Here is a 17,476-nt window from a genome sequence, read left to right as displayed (position 1 = left end):
ACCCAGTACCAGACCCTGCTCCAGCGCCTGCGCGAACTGGATACCAAGGCACAGCTGCAATTGGCCGATAGCCGCGTGGTGAACGCTGCCTTGGTTCCCGCACAGCCATCATTTCCCAACAGGAAACTGATGTTCTTCGTATCGGTTGCCTTTGCGCTGGTTCTCGGCGGCGCCATTGCGGTGTTGCGGGAACATTTCGTCGGCGGTTTCACCAGCGAAGAACAGATTGAACCCGTGCTCCGGGCGAAGCTCGCTACCGTCATTCCGAAGCAGACCCCCGATGCCAACCTCACGACATACAGCGTTGCGGATCTTGTGATCACGTCGCCGCTGTCGGTCTTCTCCGAAAGCATCCGGCGAATTCGCGTCGGCGTGGAGCGGCTGCTGTTTGAAAAGACGGCTCAGGCTGCAGGACAGGATCGCCGCGAATGCGTTGTTGTGCTCGTGTCCTCTTCCGAGCCCAATGAGGGCAAGTCGACAGTCTCGCTCGCCCTCAGCCGCACGCTGGCAAAATCCGGCAAGAAGACGCTGCTGATCGATTGCGACTTCCGTAAGCCGAGCATCAATAGCCTCTTGGGCGTGGAAAGAAGCTCCTGGTTCGCCGACCTTTTGCAGGGCACCGAGGCGGCTCAGTCGGTTTCCAAGCAGACCATTGCCGATCCGCTCTCCGATCTCTCCGTTATCGTCGGTGATCGCGTGACGGACATGGCGACGGATGATCTTGTCATGGGCGAGCGGTTCTCGCAGATCATCTCGGCAGCTCGCCGCCATTTCGAATACATCGTCATCGACACGCCGCCCGTTGGTCCCGTTGTCGACGCTCTTTATCTCTCACGGCATGCAGACTTCATCGTGTTCGTTGTTCGCTGGGCCAGCACGTCGCAGACGCTGGTTCGCAAATCCCTGACGGCATTGATCGAAAATGCTCCGAAGGGAACGCCGGCGATGGTGGCGATGAACCAGAAGGAAAACACGCGCAATGAGAGCTCGTATCGTTACTCCGGATATGTCCGGTAGCGAACGAGGAGGCGCTGCTGGCAGCCAATCAGGTTAAGCATTCTGGGAAGATAATGGCAGGCGGTCCGATCCTCCTGCCATGGGCAGGGTGCGACAACACCTCGTGTCTTGGCGCGCTGCGCCCGACAAATTGGTCATGCAGAGGCGGGCAGAGAACTGCCCATCAAGACCCGATATAGTTACTTCTTGTCCGGCTGTTGCAGCATCTCCTCGGCCAATTCGGCCAGGAGCATGGATATTTCCATTTTCGTATAGCCGGCCTCGACAGCCTTCTTCGTCAATGCCCTGACGGCCACGCCGACGGACATGCCGATTTCCACGGGACGACACCAGTCGACGTCGCCGACTCGCGGAAAATGCGTTCGTTCGCTGATAGATCGCAGTTCTGCGTCTATATCCATCACGATACCTCCAAATGCGGCTAGTGCTGGATTGCAGTATGCCCGCTCTAACCCAGGCACGACAACACAAACGTTAGTGTTTAGTAATTAATTAACCTTACCACAGCCGTCTGAGTTCCACCATACGATGAAGATTTGGGTATCTTGGGCCTTAAGTTCAAGGCGACTGCACGCCATTCGTGAGCAAGTGCAGCTATTCGCCAAGCGCATGGCGCATAGCTGCAATGCAAAATTTTGCCTATCTAATGAGCGTGGATATAGTATGATTATTTCCATCGAAGCGCTGCTCCTCCTCCCGCGGCGCTTTGGTTGGCAGGTTCCTTACTCCTCCTCCCAAAGGGGCCTGCATGGTCATCAGCTATCCTCCTCCCAGCTGATGATCGGTTATTTGGAAAAGCCTGCCGCACCTCCTCCCGCGGCAGGCTTTTTCGTTTCTGCGCCTGCGCCGAGTATTCTTCGGTGTCTGCGCCCTCAGGTCCCCTTTTTCACGGCAAGCCATATGGTGTGACGCGCACCGCTGCGCTTATGGGCACGGACGGATTTTACCTCCGTTGCGAAGCCGGCCTGTTTCAGCCGCCTTGTGAAGGCCTCATCCAGGCCTGAGGACCATACGGCCAGCACGCCGCCCGGCCGCAAGGCTGCGAGAGCCGCGACCAGGCCGGAGTGGCTGTAGAGCCCGTCATTCGATTTGCGCGTGAGACCGTCAGGCCCATTGTCGACGTCCAGGAGAATGGCGTCGTAGCGTGATTTCGCGTTTGCGATCATGTTGCCGACATCGCCTTCCCGAACAGTCACGCGCGGGTCGTCCAGGCTGCCCTTGAAGATGTCGGCCATGGGGCCGCGCGCCCAGGCGATGACCGCCGGTACAAGTTCCCCGACGGTCACCTCGCTGTCGGACGGCATGACCGCGAGCGCCGCCCGCAAGGTGAAGCCCATGCCGAGCCCGCCGATCAGCATCGCCGGTCGTCTGACATTCGCAATGCGCTCGAAGGACAGGGTGGCGAGCGCCTCTTCCGATCCGCTCAGCCGGCTGTTCATCAACTCGTTGGCGCCGAGCATGATGGAAAATTCCTGCCCGCGCTGCTTGAGGCGCAATTCACCGCCATCGCCGGGAATTGCGGTCCGGTCCAGTTCGATCCAAGGTAACACGTCACGGCCTTTCCTGTGGGAACGCGGCTGCCTAGCATGTCGCGACGCGGGTGGCCAGTTTGGCTCTGGGCGGCGACGCACACCTCCTTGGGGCCAGGCCTTCCGCTTCCCATCTGTGTGCTGAACTGATTCCCTTAAAAAAAATCCTGGACTGATGGAATAAGCTCAAGGCGAGATCCGTATACTTGGTGATGAACACAAAACCGCAACGCTTCAACGTGATTGGCCAATTGGCGACCCTGCGCCGCTATGCGCTGTCGCTTGCGCGCAATCCGGATGACGCCGAGGACCTGGTGCATGATGCGCTCGTCAAGGCTTATGAACGGCAGGTCACGTTCCGCTCCGGTGCGAATATCCGCAACTGGCTGCTGTCGATTGTTCACAACACCCATATCGACCGGCTCCGGCAGAGCCGGTCGCAGCGCCGGCGCAACGACGCTGCAGCCGATATCGCCGACGAAGCCGCCGCGCCGTCGCAAGAGCATTCGGTCCGGCTGGCGCAGGTCCGCGCGGCATTCATGGAACTGCCCGAGGAGCAGCGCGAGGCGCTTCATCTCGTGGCGATCGAAGAACTGTCCTATCAGGAGGCCGCTGCCGTCCTTGGCATTCCGGTCGGAACCTTGATGTCGCGCATTTCACGCGCGCGGGCCCAGTTGCGGGCGATCGAGGAATCTGACCCCGCCAGCCGACGAGGACACCTAAAACTTATAGGAGGCAAGCGCGATGACGATCAGTGATCCCGTGCTGGAGGCCGATATCCATGCTTATATCGACGATCAGCTTGATGTCGGTCGCCGCATCGAGGTGGAAGCCTACCTTTCCGAACATCCGGCGGTCGCTGCCCAGCTGATGGCCGATCTCCGCGTGCGGGACGAACTGCGTCTGGCCTTGGCCGGCAACCGTTCGACCAATCGTGTCGAGACGCGCGAGGCTGCCCGCATTCTGGAAGGTGCGTTTGCCCGCAGGCGCACGCTGGAGCTTTTTCGCCGTGCGGCGATGGTGGCGCTCTTCATAGGCGCTGGCTGGGCTGCCCATGCGCTGGTCGGTCCGTTTGGCGCCACGCAGGTGGTGGCCTCCATGCCGACACCGCAATTCGTCCGGGAGGCGGTGAGGGCGCACCAGACCGCGCTGCTGCGTGAGGCGATGCCGTCGCAGGCGGAAAGTTCGAAATACGATCCGGCTGAAATCCGGTCGTCGACTGCCATCATCCTCCCCCAACTGCCCGGCAGCTGGTCCGTGGTTGATGCGCAAATCTATCCCTCGGCCTATGGGCCGAGTGTCGAAGTGTCAGTCGAACCCAGCAAGGGCGAACGCATGTCGCTCTTTGCCGTTCGGCCCGGCAGCTTCGCGGTGCAACAGGTGATGCTTGTGCATGAGGGCGATGCCACCGCTGCCTATTGGCAGATCGGGGAGGTCGCCTATGCACTCGTCTCCGAGCAACGGGCTGATGGCGATCTGGCTGATACAGCCCGCCGTCTGGCCCGGACGCTTTACTAACATCCACCCCAACAGAGGATCATGCATATGAACCCGATGAACCAAAGATTTGGAGCCCAGGCACAGTCCGCGGCGCTCTTTGACGAGGGCCTGCGTCAGCACATGCTGCGCATCTATAACTATATGGGTGCGGGCCTCGTGATTACCGGCCTTATCGCCTTCATCGTCGGCTCGACCCCGGCGCTGTATGTGCCCATCTTCTCCACGCCGCTGAAGTGGGTGGTGATGCTGGCGCCGCTCGCCTTCGTCTTCTTCTTCTCCTTCCGCATCCAGACGATGTCGGCGTCGACGGCACAGATGACCTTCTGGGCGTTCTGCGCGGTCATGGGCCTTTCGCTGGCATCCGTGTTCCTGGTCTTCACCGGAACCAGCATCGCCCGCACTTTCTTCATCGCTGCCACCATGTTCGGCGCGACCAGCCTTTACGGCTATGTCACCAAGCGTGACCTGTCGAAGTTCGGCTCGTTCCTGATCATGGGTCTGATCGGTGTGATGATCGCGTCGATCGTCAACATCTTCCTCGGCTCCAGCGCCCTGCAGTTCGCTATCTCGGTGATCGGTATCGTCGTCTTCGTCGGCCTGACCGCCTGGGATACGCAGAACATCAAGGAGCAGTATGCCGAGAACTACGACCAGGAATCGCAGCAGAAGATGGCCGTGTTCGGCGCGCTGTCGCTCTACCTGAACTTCGTCAACATCTTCCAGCTGTTGCTGAACTTCACCGGCGAACGCGAGTAGTCGTCGGCTAAGCAAGGGAGTTTCGATACCATGGACCAGAATGATCGCCAGGCTATTGAAGGCCTGTTCGGCAAGCTTGCCCAGGTTGAACAGCAGGCCGGACAAGTCGATAATGATGCGGATGCCTTCATCCGGCAGCGCATCGCCAGCCAGCCGGCTGCGCCGTACTACATGGCGCAGACCATCGTGGTGCAGGAGCAGGCGCTGGGGCAGGCCCAGCAGCGCATCGAGGAACTGGAATACCAGCTCTCGCAGCGTCCCTCCGGCGGCGGGCTGTTTTCCGGCCTGTTCGGCAGCGGCTCCCAGCCGCAGCCGCGTCGTCCGGCTCCTCCGCCGCAGATGCGGGGACCGGCCATGGCCCAGCCGCAGGCTGCCAGCCCCTGGGGCCAGCAGGCGCAAGGCTACGGCCAGCAGCGTGCTGGCGGCGGGTTCCTGGCAGGCGCTGCCCAGACAGCGATGGGCGTTGCCGGCGGCGTGCTGCTCGGTAATGCCATAGCCGGCATGTTTGCGGGCGAGGCCGAGGCGGCTCAGCCGGAACCGGCGGCTGACGAGCAGGACGTGGGCGCCGAGGATATGGGCGACATGGAATTCTGATTTCCACGACGAGGCTTCGCCCCGGCTGATACCGGGGCGAAGCTCACTATGCATGGCTCGACCTGCGCCGATGGTCTGTGCTGGTTGCAAGTTGCATATGGACATGAGGGCCACGCCGGGCTTATTGATGCGCATCGAAGGGTGGCCTGACCGCCTGATCGAATGGAGCGCGGCTCATGTCTGATACCAGAGCATCAAAGCTTTTCCTCATCATCCTTCTAACCCTCATTCCAAGCATGGCATTCGCGCATACGGCGGGTGGTGCTGCCGGATTGAGCGGTGGATTTGCCAGCGGCTTCATGCATCCGGTGCTCGGCTGGGATCACGTTGCTGCCATGGTTGCCGTCGGGCTCTGGGGCGCCTTTCTCGGGCAGCCCGCCGTCTGGGTACTGCCGGTCGCATTTCCCGTGATCATGGCCTTTGGCGGCATGCTCGGCGTTCTCGGTGTTCAGATCCCCATGGTGGAAAGCGGAATTGCCGCCTCGTCCATCGTCCTGGGTCTGCTGATTGCCTTCGCGGTTCGGGCGCCGCTTGCGGTGTCGCTCGCTGTGGTCGGGGCTTTCGCCATTTTCCACGGCCACGCGCATGGCACCGAATTGCCGGAAGCGGCCAATCCTATCGCCTTTTCCATCGGCTTCGTCATCGCGACCGGTCTTTTGCATCTGGTGGGCATCGTGATCGGTCTTCTGGCCTCGGTTCCCATGGGGCGTCCGGCGATCCGTGCCGGTGGCGCATTGGTGGCCGCCGTCGGTTTCGGCTTCCTCTTTGGGGTCGTGTAGTTGCGCGCTCGCCATAGCTGGGGGCCAATACTGACGCTGGTTCTTGTCGGCGTCACCTCGCCAGCTCTGGCGCACGAGGCGGTACCGGGTGTGCAGGGTTTCATCGGCGCCGTCCCGCATATTCTCACCGAGCCGGCCCAGGCATTGCTGGTCATGGCGCTATCCCTATGGCTTGGCCAGCGGCCGGCGGGAGCGCTCAAGACTTATGGTTTCATGGCCTTTCCAGCCCTGGTAATCGGCGCCGTCAGCGCGCTTTTTCTGCAAGGCCTGTTTTCAGTGACGAGCCTTCTGGCACTTGCTTTTGCCGTCGTGCTCGGGCTCTCAGCCGCCGCCCGGCTGGCTTTGCCCGGACCTGTCGTCGTCCTGACGACCACGGCCGCTGCTCTGCTCGCTGGGCGGCTGGCGGCGCCCGATCCGGGTCCCGTGAGTGCTGTACTCGCTAGCGGAACAGGCGCCCTGCTCGGTGCTGCGATCATGGGTGCGTTGATCTTTGCCCTCACGCGATGGTGTGTTTCGCCAGGTCGACCGGCGCTGTTCGGGATCGCTGTCCGGGTGGCCGGCTCTTGGATTGCCGCCGCGTCGCTTATGGCGGGCGCTCTGGCCTTCATCCGGCTCTGATCGCCATTCACACCTTTCCTGGTTTTGGCGGGCAAAGGAACAAGCCTCTCCTCCGACGGTTAACTCCCAAAAGACCGACAGGAAAGGAGAGCCAATGAAACGCCTAATCCTTCTGGGAATCGTTGCGGTGCTGGCCCATACCCCGGCAGGCATGGCACAGCAGCGTGATGAAGCAGCGTCTGGAGCCAACGTGCATGATGGCGCGCAAAAAGCCACTGAGCTGAATGCCGAGCAGTTCACTCGCCGCGCTGCGAAAGCCAGTCTTTTTGATATCGAGGCGGCGCGGCTTGCCACGGTGCGGGCCAGGGATCCCAACACCAGCGTCTTCGCGCAGCAGGTTCTCAATGATCAGTTGAAGGCGCAAGCCGACTTGAAGGTGGCGGCCGAACAAGAAGGACTACCGCTGGAGAACAAACTTGACGGTCGGCAGCAGCGAGAGCTTGAAAGGTTGAAGCAGATGGAGGGCGAGGGCTTCGACAAGGCTTTCTACTCCGTGCAGAAGAAAACCCAGCGCGCTACCCTCACTCTTCTGTCCGAATATGGCGCCAACGGCGACCGCGAAAGCCTAAGGGCCTTTGCACAGTCCCACTACTCGACGATGAAGGTCAATTTTGCGCGGGTACAGCCGTAAAGAATTTGCGGGACACGGGAACAATTTCCAGTGTCACTCGTTTGCAGGTGCTTCAGCCTATTCGCTGGCTGACTTTTGCCGGGTGGTGACGCCAGAGATGCGGCTGAAAAGCCGGCGACCCTCCCGGCAAGGGGGGCCGGACGCACGCCCTGCGCGTCCGGCCCTTCCTTTTAACCTAAACTCCCTCCGTGCAAGGCTGACGGGGTCATCATGCCTGTTTGGCGCAAGCCGAATCTGTCATGCCTTCCCCGCCGCGGGCGCATCAGCCGTGCCCGCCACAGAGGAAGGATTGCATTTTGGCCAAAGTTGCTTTGATTACGGGTGTCACGGGGCAGGATGGTGCTTATCTGGCCGAACTCCTGCTCGGCAAAGGCTATATGGTGCATGGCATCAAGCGCCGCTCGTCCTCATTCAATACGGGTCGCATCGAGCATATCTTCGAGGATCCTCATGTCGAAAATCAGCGCTTCAAGCTGCATTATGGCGACATGACGGATGCCACCAACCTGATCCGCGTGATCCAGGAATGCCAGCCGGATGAAATCTATAACCTCGCGGCCCAGTCCCACGTGGCCGTGTCGTTCGAGACGCCGGAATACACGGCCAATTCCGACGCGGTGGGCGCGCTTCGGCTTCTTGAAGCGATCCGGATCCTGAAGCTTGAAGGAAAGACGCGCTTCTACCAGGCCTCTACCTCGGAGCTCTACGGCAAGGTGCAGGAAGTGCCGCAGAGCGAAAAGACGCCCTTCTATCCGCGCAGCCCCTATGCCGTCGCCAAGCTCTATGCCTATTGGATGGTGGTGAACTATCGCGAAGCCTACGGCATGCATGCCTCCAACGGGATCCTGTTCAACCATGAGAGCCCGCTGCGCGGCGAAACCTTCGTCACGCGCAAGATCACCCGCGCTGCGGCGGCGATCCGGCTCGGCAAGCAGGACAAGCTTTATCTGGGCAATCTCAATGCCAAGCGTGACTGGGGTCACGCCAAGGAATATGTCCGCGGCATGTGGCTGATGCTGCAGCAGGATCAGCCGGATGATTATGTCCTGGCCACGGGCGTGACCACCGAGGTTCGACAGTTCGTCGAATGGGCCTTCGAGGATGTCGGCATCCGCCTGGATTGGCGCGGCGAAGGCGTCGACGAAAAGGGCTTCGACACCGTGACGGGCAAATGCGTGGTCGAGGTCGATCCCCGCTATTTCCGTCCGACCGAAGTCGACCTCCTTATCGGAGATCCGCGCAAGGCCGAGGAAAAGCTGGGCTGGCGCCACGAAACCGGCGTGCGGGCCCTATGCCGCGAAATGGTCAACGAAGACCTGAAGGTGATGCAGGCGGCCACGATCATGAAGGAAGCGTGAGGGCATGAAGGCGGCGTAAGGGCCGTCTGCCCTCAGCCTAAGTCCTGTCAGGCCGGAACATCCATATGCTCCGGCGGCAGACCTGCCCGAGCACGCGCCGCCATCATCTCGAAGGCCATTTCGAGGCGGCGGGTATAGAGATCCGCGTTGAAGAAGGGCGAGGTCAGCTTGTTCGCCGCCAGCTTGTTGCGGATCGCGAGCAACTGCTCCCGGTCTTTCGCAAGCTCGATCGCGCGTGCCACATAGGCATCCTCGCTATCCGCGATCAGTTCGGGAACGCCCAGCACCGAAAGCTGACCTTCCGTCATGCGCGAACTGCAGGTCGTTCCCCGGAGGCCAAGGACCGGCAGTCCGCCGCGCAGCATGTCTGATGTCGTGACATGGCCGTTATAGGGGGTCGGGTCGAGCGCCAGGTCGCCCAGCGCGAGCCTGCTGATATGCTCCGCAAACTCGCCCGCACCCGGCGCGAATATGATCTGGCCGGGATCGACACCATGGGTGCCAAGCTCCTTCAGCAGGTTCTGGCGGGCAATTTCCAGGTCGCAGCGTATCCAGAGGCGCGCATCGGGCAGCGCGGCGAGAATGCGGCCCCACATGGCGATGGTCCGCAAGGAGAATTTCGGCAGCGCGTTGAACGAGCAGAAAATGAATTTGTCTTCTGGCAATCCCCAGGCTTCGCGGGTTGCCGCGCGGCACTCAATCTCGTCCAGAGGGCGGTTCGGCATCAGCGAGCCGGGCAGGCGGCAGAGCTTTTCGTGCCAGTGGAGCTTGCTGCTGTCTGGCGTGATGTAGTGGTCGGTGATCGCATAGTCGAGGTCGACACCAATCACAGTGGAGGGGAAGCCGAGATAGCCCACCTTGAGCGGGGCATCGCTTATATTGACGATATCGAGGCGCGCGCCGAGCGTATAGCCCTTGAGGTCAACGAGGATATCGACCTTATGGTCGCTGATGACCTTGGCGGCATCGGGCGAAGACATGCCATGAATGCGAACCACCCGCTGGCGCATGGCCTCCGGCCACTTCTCCTGGGCCACCGCTGTCGCCGGATTGGTATAGCAGAACAGCGTGAAGTCGAACTTGCTCTCATCATGCCGCTTCAGAATGGGCATCAGGACGGACATCACGACATGGTCGAAGAAATCGTTCGAGAGATAGCCGATATGGAGCTTGCGACCCTCCTCGGCAATTTGCCGGCGCGGCATGGCTTGATGACGCGCGGTTTCGGTCGCCAGTTCGATGGACTCAATGCAGGGCGCGGCGGTCAGGGCTTCCGATGTGGTCCAGTAGAGCCGGTTTAGCGCGCGCTCGATCTTGAAGAGAATCTGGGCGCGTGGCGCTTCCAGATCCGCCATGAGCTCGGCATATTCCCGCATAGTATCGAATTCGAGGATATCGCGACCCAGGGCGTAGCGCGTGCTGAGGAGATAGCCGTCATCGGGGGATAGAGCGACGCCCTGCGTCAGGACCTCGAAGCATTTGCCCGTTTCGCGTCGCGAGCGGTAATAGACGAAGGCTACCGTCACCTGCCAGGGATTGGTGAAATCGAGGAGGTGGAGATAGCGTTCGGCCTTATCGAGTTCGTTGTCCTCGACCAGGGCGGACACGACGATGGACGCGGTCTTGTTGTCCTTGGCGGTCGCTTCGATCGCCCATTCGCCGATTTCGCAGATCTTCTTGATTTCGCGCTTCTCGTGATAGAGCGAGACAGCATGCTTTAGCAGGTCTGATGCCATGCCGGGGTTGATCCGCGCCTCCTGAACGAAGGCATCGGCGGCAAGGGTGCGGTTTTCCTTCTTCAGGTGAATGCTGGCAAGAACGGCGAACCAGCGCGGAGCGCCCTGCGGGTGTTTGGCCAGGAGCGCGTTCATGCGCTTCAGCGCGTCATCGAGCCGTCCTTCGGAATATGCGCGGACGGCGGCTGTGAACTCGGCTTGCGGATCGATCTTCTTTGTGATGTCCATGTCTCGACGTCTGGCGGTTCGCATCTGTCAGGTCTTCCCTTAGTGAAGACTTAACCTTGTGCGAGACGGACTGCGAGACGTTGATGAGGTCGGCCGTGTTTTACTAGGCCGTGGTCATGCCGCAGGCACGGGGCGGGGACGGCCCTGCTCATCGAGCGCTACCATGACGAAGCTGGCATCCGTCACCTTCTGCCGCGTTTCGGAATATTGGCGGCGCACCCAGCATTCGACATAGAAGGTCATGGAGGTGCGGCCGACATGGGTCACGGTGGTATAGATGCACAGCGTATCGCCGACCTTGACCGGCTGCTTGAATGTGATCTCCTTGACCGCGACTGTCGCAATGCGCCCTTTGGCGCGCTCTGCCGAGGCAATACCGGCGGCCAAGTCCATCTGCGCCATGACCCAACCGCCGAAAATGTCGCCGGCCGGGTTGGCATCGCCCGGCATGGCAAGCGTGCGCAGCGTCAATTCGCCCTTGGGCTGTTCGGCATCACTCATTGGGCGGTTCCGGCCTTGTGCTTGCGATCCCTGGCAAACATCGGTCCGCCGCGATGGGCCGGGAAACCATAGCCATTGATCATGACGACATCGATATCCGAGGCCGAGGCGGCAATGCCCTCGGCCAGCAGTGCGTCGCCCTCGCGCGCCATGGCGGCCAGCAGCCGATCGACGATCTCTGCATCAGAGAGTTCCCGCGCGACCAGACCCTTCTCGACACGATAGGCGGCAATCATGGCGTCGATCTCGGGGTCGACCCGGCGTGCGCCGTCTTCGTAGAGATACCAGCCTTTGCCGGTCTTGCGGCCGAAACGGCCGGCCTCGCAGAGGCGATCCGGGATCTCGAAATAGGGAGCGGTCGGATCACGCGTCGCGGCCTGGCGCTTGCGCCGTGCCCATGCGATCTCAAGCCCTGCCATGTCATTGACGGCAAACAGGCCCATCGGGAAGCCATAGGCCTCCAGGGCGCGGTCGACGTCCTGGGGCAGTGCCCCTTCTTCCAGCAGCCGTTCGCCCTCGCTGCGATAGGCAGAGTAGATGCGATTGCCGATGAAGCCTTCGCAGACGCCGGAAATCACGGGCAATTTCTTCAACTTCCGGGCAAAGGCGAGCGTGGTGGCCAGGACATCCGCTTCGGTCTTTGCCAGCCTCACCACTTCCACCAGACGCATGATGTTGGCCGGGGAGAAGAAGTGCAGGCCGACGACGCGATGCGGCACGGCCGTGCGAGCGGCGATATCGTCCGGATTGAGGTAGCTGGTATTTGTGGCGAGGATGGTGTCCTTGCGAACAATCCCGTCCAACTGCTGAAACAGTGTGACCTTCACGTCGAGATCATCGAAGACCGCTTCGATGACCATATCCGTATCGGCCAGATCACGGGGGTCGGCGGTGGCCGCCAGCCGCGCGATTTGTTGGCTTGCGACTTCCTCGCTGATGCGACCTGACTTTACCGATTGCCCGATCATGTCCTTGATCCGGGCTGCACCCTTTTCTGCGGCTTCCGCCGTCTGGTCGAGTGCGATTACCCAATAACCAGCGGTGAGCGCCGCGACAGCAATGCCGCAGCCCATCAGGCCGGTGCCGGCAATGCCCACGCGCAAGATGTCGCGCGGTGTGGCATCGGCGTCAGGACCAGCAAGCTTGCCGGCGGCACGTTCGGCAAAAAAGATATGGCGAAGGGCGGTCGATTCTTCGCTGTCGCGCAGGCGAATGAAGGTTGCGCGCTCCTCCCGCAATCCGTCTGCAAGCGGGACTTCCGTGGCGAGTCTCACCAGGCGGATCGCTTCGGCTGGCGCCGAGCGTCCGCGCGCCTTCTTCAACACGCGGGAAGCGGCGGCTTCAAATGCGGAACCTTCATAGGTAGGCACCGGCAGCGTGCCGGTCCGACGAAGCGGTTTCGCCGCGTGGTCGAGTGCGAGTGCCACCGCGTGCTCCACGAGATCGTCTTCGGCAATGCCGTCGATCAGCCCCGACGCCAGCGCAGCACGCGCGGGAACAGGCTTGCCGTCGGTGATCATCTCAAGGGCCGTGACCGGACCCACGAGCCTCGGCAGTCGTTGGGTGCCACCGGCGCCGGGAACAAGCCCGAGATTGACTTCCGGCATGCCCAGGGTCGCGGACGGTGCAGCAATCCTGACATGGCAGGCAAGGGCGAGTTCCAAGCCACCGCCTAGTGCTGCCCCATTGATGGCGGCGACGACTGGCTTGTCCATGCCTTCGATCGCGGCGATCACGTCCGGTAGGGTCGGCTCGGCGGGCGGCTTGCCGAATTCCTTGATATCGGCGCCGCCAACGAAGGTTTTGCCGGCGCCGGTCAGAACCACGGCGGTCACGTCCGGCTTCGATCGCACGTCCGCAAGCGCCGCCATGATGCCGGCACGCAGGTCTGCCGAGATGGCGTTGACCGGCGGGTTGTCGAGGGTCACGACGACGCACTGTCCGCGCCGTTCGCCGTAGACGACCGAAGAATAGGTGATCCGGTCCGATTGCTGGCCCTGGCTCATCATGCGCCCTCTTTTTTGAGTTCGATTAGTCGGGAATGACGGCGACGGCCTGAATTTCGATCTTCGCCCGGTCTTCGACCAGGGCCACGACCTGCACCGCTGCCATGGCGGGGAAATGCCGGCCGATGACTTCGCGATAGGCTTCGCCCAGGCCCTTGAGATTGCCGAGATATTCCTGCTTGTCGGTGAAATACCAGGTCATGGTGGTGATGTGGTGCGGCTCGCCGCCGGCTTCGCGCACAATGGCTACGACGTTTTTCAGCGTCTGGCGAACCTGGTCCACGAAGTCGTCGCTTTCGAACTTGCACTGCTCGTTCCAGCCGATCTGACCGCCGACATAGACCTGACGCCCCTTGGCCTCGACACCATTGGCGTAGCCGATCGGTTTAGCCCAACCCTCGGGCTGCAATACCTTATGCATTATTCTTGTTCTCCAGATAGGGCATGAAAGCGGTTCTGATGTCGTCGGGCCAAGACACCGACTTATGCGTTTCCAGCGAGGTTGCAACGATACGTTGGTTGGCCTTCCACAAAATCTCTCCGCCACAGGAGACTTCGTGCTCCAGGTCCATGGAGGAATTGCCGATGCGGGCCACGCGGATCGAAAAGTCCATGAGATCGCCGTGAATACCGGGCTTGAGGAAGGTCAGGTCCAGCTTCAGGGTTGGCGTGCCGATGCGCCGCTCGGCAATGAGCACGGACCACGGCTTGCCGGCGGCTGCAAAGAATTCTTCCAGCACGCCCACCAGAATGTTCAGGTAGGACGGGAAATAGGCGATCCCGGAGGGATCGCAGTCGCCAAAACGCAACGGCCTGGTGGTGCGGAATACGGTCATGGCGTCACTTGCCCGCCTGTTCCTTCAGAAGCTCTCGGGCAACGATCAGCTTCTGGACTTCGGTTGCGCCCTCGTAAATTCGGAGCGCGCGGATCTCGCGATAGAGCTTTTCGACCATCTCGCCGCTTTTCACGCCGCGACCACCGAACATCTGCACGGCACGGTCGATCACGGTCTGAGCATTTTCGGTGGCGGTCATCTTGGCCATGGCTGCCTCCTTGGTGGTCGGCAGTTTCTGCACGTCGCGCCGCCATGCCGCGCGATAGGTTAGGAGGGCGGCTGAATCGATATCGGTCGCCATGTCGCCAAGGGCAGCCTGGGTGAGTTGCAGGTCGGAGAGCGTTGCGCCGAACATCGGACGCTCTCTGGCGTGGGTCAGGGCTTCCGCGAGCGCACGGCGGGCAAAGCCGAGGGATGCTGCGGCAACCGAAGCGCGGAAGATGTCCAGCGTGCGCATGGCGATCTTGAAGCCTTCGCCCGGCGCGCCGAGCCTGCGACCCGCCGGAATGCGGCAATTTTCGAAGCGGATCGTCGCCAGCGGATGGGGCGCGATGACATCGATACGCTCGGAGATGGAGAAGCCGGGATCGTCGGCGAAGACGACAAAGGCGGAAATGCCGCGCGTACCCGGTGCCTCGCCCGTGCGGGCAAAGACCGTGTAGACATCGGCTATGCCGCCATTTGAGATCCAGGTCTTCTCGCCATCGAGCACATAATGATCACCATCGGCCCGTGCGGCGCAGGCCATGGCAGCGACGTCGGAGCCGGCAAGCTTTTCCGATAGGGCGAAGGCGGAAATCCAGTCACCGGTGATGACCTTCGGAAGCACGGCCTGCTTGAGTTCCGGGGAACCCGTCAGGCTGATGGCGCCGGTTCCCAGGCCCTGCATGGCGAAGGCGAAATCGGCGAGGCCATCGTGGAAGGCGAGCGTTTCGCGCGCCAGGCAGACCTTGCGGCTGTCGATGCCGTCTCCGCCCTCAAGGCTGACGGCGGCGGTGAGCAGGCCCGCTTCGCCAAGCGCCTTGACCAGCTTGCGGCACGCGCCATCGACGTCGTGATGGTCGACGGACGTCATGGCCGCGGATGCCGCGAAAGCATCCAGCCGCTTGGCAAATTCGGCATGGCCGGCATCGAAGAACGGCCAGGCGAGATGGTCACGGCCGAGAGCGGCGGCAGGGGAGGAGGTTGTGGCGCTCATGGTCAGTTGCCCTCGAATACCGGCTTCTGCTTGGCGGCAAAGGCCTCGAAGGCGCGGCGGAAATCGCCCGTGGCCATGCAGATCGCCTGGGCCTGGGCTTCAGACTCGATCATCTCCTCGATGCCCATGGCCCATTCCTGGTTCATCATGGTCTTGGTCATGCCATGGGCGAACCAGGGACCATCGGCCAGCGACCGGGCAAGATTGACAGCGGCCGGAACGACGGCATCCTTGCCGTGCAAGGCATTGAAGAAGCCCCAGTTCTGACCTTCTTCGGCGCTCATGAAGCGGCCGGTGAACAGGAGTTCGGAGGCGCGGCCCTGACCGATGATGCGCGGAAGAATGCCGCAGGCGCCCATATCGGCCCCCGCAAGCCCGACGCGGGTGAAGAGGAAGGCGGTCTTGGCTTCGGGCGTTGCGAGCCGCATGTCGGATGCCATGGCAAGGATCGCGCCGGCGCCGGCGCAGATGCCGTCAACGGCGGCGATGATCGGCTGAGGGCAGCGGCGCATGGCTTTCACCAGATCCCCCGTCATGCGGGTAAAGGCCAGCAGCTCGGGCATTGCCATATGCGTCAACGGTTCGATAATCTCGAACACGTCACCACCGCTGGAGAAGTTGCCGCCTGCACCGGTCAGCACGATAGCCCTGACATCGGAGGCGTAAGCAAGGTCGCGAAACAGGTCGCGCATCTCGGCATAGCTGTCGAAGGTCAACGGGTTCTTCCGTTCGGGACGATTGAGGGTCAGCGTCGCGATGCGGCCGTCCTCGCTAACCTCCCAAAGGAAATGCTGTGGCTTATGGTCCTTGAAGCTGCGCTTCATGTCTTGCATCACATTGGCCATGTCGTCTGCTCGCCTCCCATTTGTCCCTGCCGCTGATCGGGCGGCCGGGTTTTTATTGTGTCTCAGTCGTTTGCGGAAGGTGGAAGGAAATCCACCTCGTGCTCGGCCGAAAGCTTCACGATTGCATCCACATCCGTCATCTGGTCGAGGCCGATGAAAAGCTGCTCCAGCTTTCCGGCCGGTGCGACCCAGAACAAAGCGCGGCAGGGCTTGTCGGACTTATTGAAATAGCCATGCGGTACGCCCCTGGGCATGCGCACCAGATCGCCGGCCTTGGCCTTCGTCCATTGGCCATCGAGCTTCAGGTCGAGTTCTCCCTCCTGGACCAGGATGAATTCATCCTGGTTCGGATGGATATGCACGGGCACGAACTGGCCCGGATCGCTGTTCGTTTCGAAGGCAAATGTGTCGGCGCAGACCGCCTTTGGATAATAAACCTGGCCGAGGATGTTCCAGCTTACGCCTTGGTATCCGCTGCCATTCTGCGTTATGCCCTTTTCCAATTCCATCGCAGGCTCCCAGTTTTCGTTCCCGTTGCTCATGGTCGGTTCAACCCGCCATGATTTCTCCACCCGCCACGGCAATGGCCTGACCGGTGATGGATGCCGCATTGGGAGAGGCAAGCCACAGCGTCGCGTCTGCGACTTCCTCTGGCTTGACCAGGCGTCCTTGCGGATTGGATTTGACGAACTCGGCCAGGGCCTGCTCGCGGCTGCGGCCGGTCTTTGCGACGACCTCTTCGATCGATCTGGAAATGATCGGCGTGTCGGTGAAGCCGGGGCAGACGGCATTGACCGTCACGCCCTTCTTGGCCAGTTCCAGAGCCAGTGCGCGCGTCAGGCCGACCACGCCGTGCTTGGCCGCGCAATAGGCCGAGACATAGGCATAGCCGGTGAGGCCGGCAGTCGATGCGATATTGATGATCCGCGCGCCTTCGCCATGGGCCTTGAGGTCAGGGAGAGCGGCCTGGGTGACGTTGAACACGCCGGTCAGGTCCACGTTCATCACGTGAGACCACATATCGAGCGTCGTTTTGTCGAACGGGGCGCTAGGCGCCTCGCCCGCATTGTTGATCAGGATGCTGATGCGACCGAACTTTTCCCGCGCCGCGGCAAGTCCGGCCTCAATCGCCTTGGGATCCGTGACGTCAAAGCCGGCGGCCACGAAAACGCGTTCATTGCCGATCTCGGCAGCAAGCGCTTCCAACGGCTCCCGCCGCCGCCCGGCAAGCGTCAACTGAGCGCCGGCGGCAGCCAGGGCACGGGCAATCGCAGCCCCGATGCCGCTGCCGGCACCGGTTACCACTGCATGTCGTCCCTCAAGCTTGCCGCCTGCCGCCATCGA

At 61.6% G+C, this 17,476-nt stretch carries 20 protein-coding genes; 9 read left to right on the top strand and 11 right to left on the bottom strand.

Going from position 1 to position 17,476, the window contains the following annotated elements; translation table 11 throughout:
• On the top strand, positions 1 to 1,017 hold a 1,017-nt coding region (locus B9A97_RS02930), incomplete at its 5' end, for a polysaccharide biosynthesis tyrosine autokinase (protein ID WP_179145198.1).
• Between the two features lie 179 nt (positions 1,018 to 1,196).
• On the opposite strand, the gene B9A97_RS29270 is transcribed toward B9A97_RS02930, so the two are convergent.
• Both B9A97_RS29270 and B9A97_RS02925 read right to left on the bottom strand, forming a co-directional pair.
• Positions 1,197 to 1,418 carry a hypothetical protein gene (locus tag B9A97_RS29270; protein WP_143530295.1) on the bottom strand — a complete coding sequence of 74 codons (222 nt, stop codon included), beginning with the start codon at positions 1,416 to 1,418 and terminating at the stop codon, positions 1,197 to 1,199.
• 471 nt (positions 1,419 to 1,889) lie between these two features.
• A complete protein-coding gene (locus tag B9A97_RS02925) occupies positions 1,890 to 2,567 on the bottom strand; it encodes a spermidine synthase family protein (RefSeq protein ID WP_084363446.1) in 678 nt (225 codons plus the stop codon).
• Positions 2,568 to 2,758: 191 nt separating this feature from the next.
• On the opposite strand from B9A97_RS02925, the gene B9A97_RS02920 reads away from it, so the two are divergent.
• From B9A97_RS02920 to gmd, 8 genes are all read left to right on the top strand, one after another.
• Positions 2,759 to 3,304 carry a sigma-70 family RNA polymerase sigma factor gene (locus tag B9A97_RS02920; protein WP_084363445.1) on the top strand — a complete coding sequence of 182 codons (546 nt, stop codon included), beginning with the start codon at positions 2,759 to 2,761 and terminating at the stop codon, positions 3,302 to 3,304.
• Positions 3,291 to 4,064, top strand: a complete 774-nt coding sequence (locus B9A97_RS02915; protein ID WP_084363444.1) for an anti-sigma factor family protein — start codon at positions 3,291 to 3,293, stop codon at positions 4,062 to 4,064. Before B9A97_RS02920 ends, B9A97_RS02915 begins: the two co-directional genes overlap by 14 nt.
• Positions 4,065 to 4,091: 27 nt before the next feature.
• Entirely contained in the window at positions 4,092 to 4,802 is a 711-nt protein-coding gene (locus tag B9A97_RS02910; protein WP_084363443.1) for a Bax inhibitor-1/YccA family protein, read from the top strand.
• Positions 4,803 to 4,832: 30 nt separating this feature from the next.
• Positions 4,833 to 5,396 carry a DUF2076 domain-containing protein gene (locus B9A97_RS02905; RefSeq protein WP_084363442.1) on the top strand — a complete coding sequence of 188 codons (564 nt, stop codon included), beginning with the start codon at positions 4,833 to 4,835 and terminating at the stop codon, positions 5,394 to 5,396.
• Between the two features lie 176 nt (positions 5,397 to 5,572).
• Positions 5,573 to 6,175, top strand: a complete 603-nt coding sequence (locus B9A97_RS02900) for a HupE/UreJ family protein (protein WP_084363441.1) — start codon at positions 5,573 to 5,575, stop codon at positions 6,173 to 6,175.
• A complete protein-coding gene (locus tag B9A97_RS02895; protein ID WP_143530294.1) occupies positions 6,176 to 6,793 on the top strand; it encodes a hypothetical protein in 618 nt (205 codons plus the stop codon). It abuts the gene before it with no gap.
• 94 nt (positions 6,794 to 6,887) lie between these two features.
• A complete protein-coding gene (locus tag B9A97_RS02890) occupies positions 6,888 to 7,424 on the top strand; it encodes a DUF4142 domain-containing protein (protein WP_084363439.1) in 537 nt (178 codons plus the stop codon).
• A 296-nt stretch (positions 7,425 to 7,720) separates the two neighbouring features.
• Complete coding sequence (gene gmd, locus B9A97_RS02885) at positions 7,721 to 8,782, top strand: GDP-mannose 4,6-dehydratase (RefSeq protein ID WP_244564095.1); 1,062 nt, start codon at positions 7,721 to 7,723, stop codon at positions 8,780 to 8,782.
• Between the two features lie 47 nt (positions 8,783 to 8,829).
• Here gmd and B9A97_RS02880 read toward each other — a convergent pair whose 3' ends face one another.
• From B9A97_RS02880 to B9A97_RS02840, 9 genes are all read right to left on the bottom strand, one after another.
• Positions 8,830 to 10,746, bottom strand: a complete 1,917-nt coding sequence (locus B9A97_RS02880; RefSeq protein WP_179145197.1) for an O-linked N-acetylglucosamine transferase, SPINDLY family protein — start codon at positions 10,744 to 10,746, stop codon at positions 8,830 to 8,832.
• A gap of 114 nt (positions 10,747 to 10,860) precedes the next feature.
• Complete coding sequence (locus tag B9A97_RS02875; RefSeq protein ID WP_084363436.1) at positions 10,861 to 11,247, bottom strand: acyl-CoA thioesterase; 387 nt, start codon at positions 11,245 to 11,247, stop codon at positions 10,861 to 10,863.
• Positions 11,244 to 13,256: a 3-hydroxyacyl-CoA dehydrogenase NAD-binding domain-containing protein gene (locus B9A97_RS02870; protein WP_244564094.1), complete on the bottom strand. Its 2,013-nt coding sequence runs from the start codon at positions 13,254 to 13,256 to the stop codon at positions 11,244 to 11,246. Before B9A97_RS02870 ends, B9A97_RS02875 begins: the two co-directional genes overlap by 4 nt.
• Positions 13,257 to 13,278: 22 nt before the next feature.
• Positions 13,279 to 13,674, bottom strand: a complete 396-nt coding sequence (locus B9A97_RS02865; protein ID WP_084363435.1) for a RidA family protein — start codon at positions 13,672 to 13,674, stop codon at positions 13,279 to 13,281.
• Positions 13,667 to 14,089, bottom strand: a complete 423-nt coding sequence (locus B9A97_RS02860; protein WP_084363434.1) for an acyl-CoA thioesterase — start codon at positions 14,087 to 14,089, stop codon at positions 13,667 to 13,669. Before B9A97_RS02860 ends, B9A97_RS02865 begins: the two co-directional genes overlap by 8 nt.
• Before the next feature lie 4 nt (positions 14,090 to 14,093).
• The gene (locus B9A97_RS02855) at positions 14,094 to 15,287 is read right to left on the bottom strand and encodes an acyl-CoA dehydrogenase family protein (RefSeq protein ID WP_084363433.1); all 1,194 of its coding nucleotides are present in this window, start codon (positions 15,285 to 15,287) and stop codon (positions 14,094 to 14,096) included.
• A 2-nt stretch (positions 15,288 to 15,289) separates the two neighbouring features.
• Positions 15,290 to 16,132, bottom strand: coding sequence for an enoyl-CoA hydratase family protein (locus B9A97_RS02850; RefSeq protein ID WP_084363432.1), 843 nt, complete (start codon positions 16,130 to 16,132; stop codon positions 15,290 to 15,292).
• Between the two features lie 62 nt (positions 16,133 to 16,194).
• Entirely contained in the window at positions 16,195 to 16,641 is a 447-nt protein-coding gene (locus tag B9A97_RS02845) for a cupin domain-containing protein (RefSeq protein ID WP_084363511.1), read from the bottom strand.
• Between the two features lie 40 nt (positions 16,642 to 16,681).
• Positions 16,682 to 17,473, bottom strand: coding sequence for an SDR family NAD(P)-dependent oxidoreductase (locus tag B9A97_RS02840; protein WP_084363431.1), 792 nt, complete (start codon positions 17,471 to 17,473; stop codon positions 16,682 to 16,684).
• Positions 17,474 to 17,476: the final 3 nt, after the last annotated feature.

Source organism: Rhizobium sp. RU36D, assembly GCF_900176345.1.
Lineage (GTDB): Bacteria > Pseudomonadota > Alphaproteobacteria > Rhizobiales > Rhizobiaceae > Allorhizobium.
This window is presented reverse-complemented; position numbering and strand designations above follow the sequence as displayed.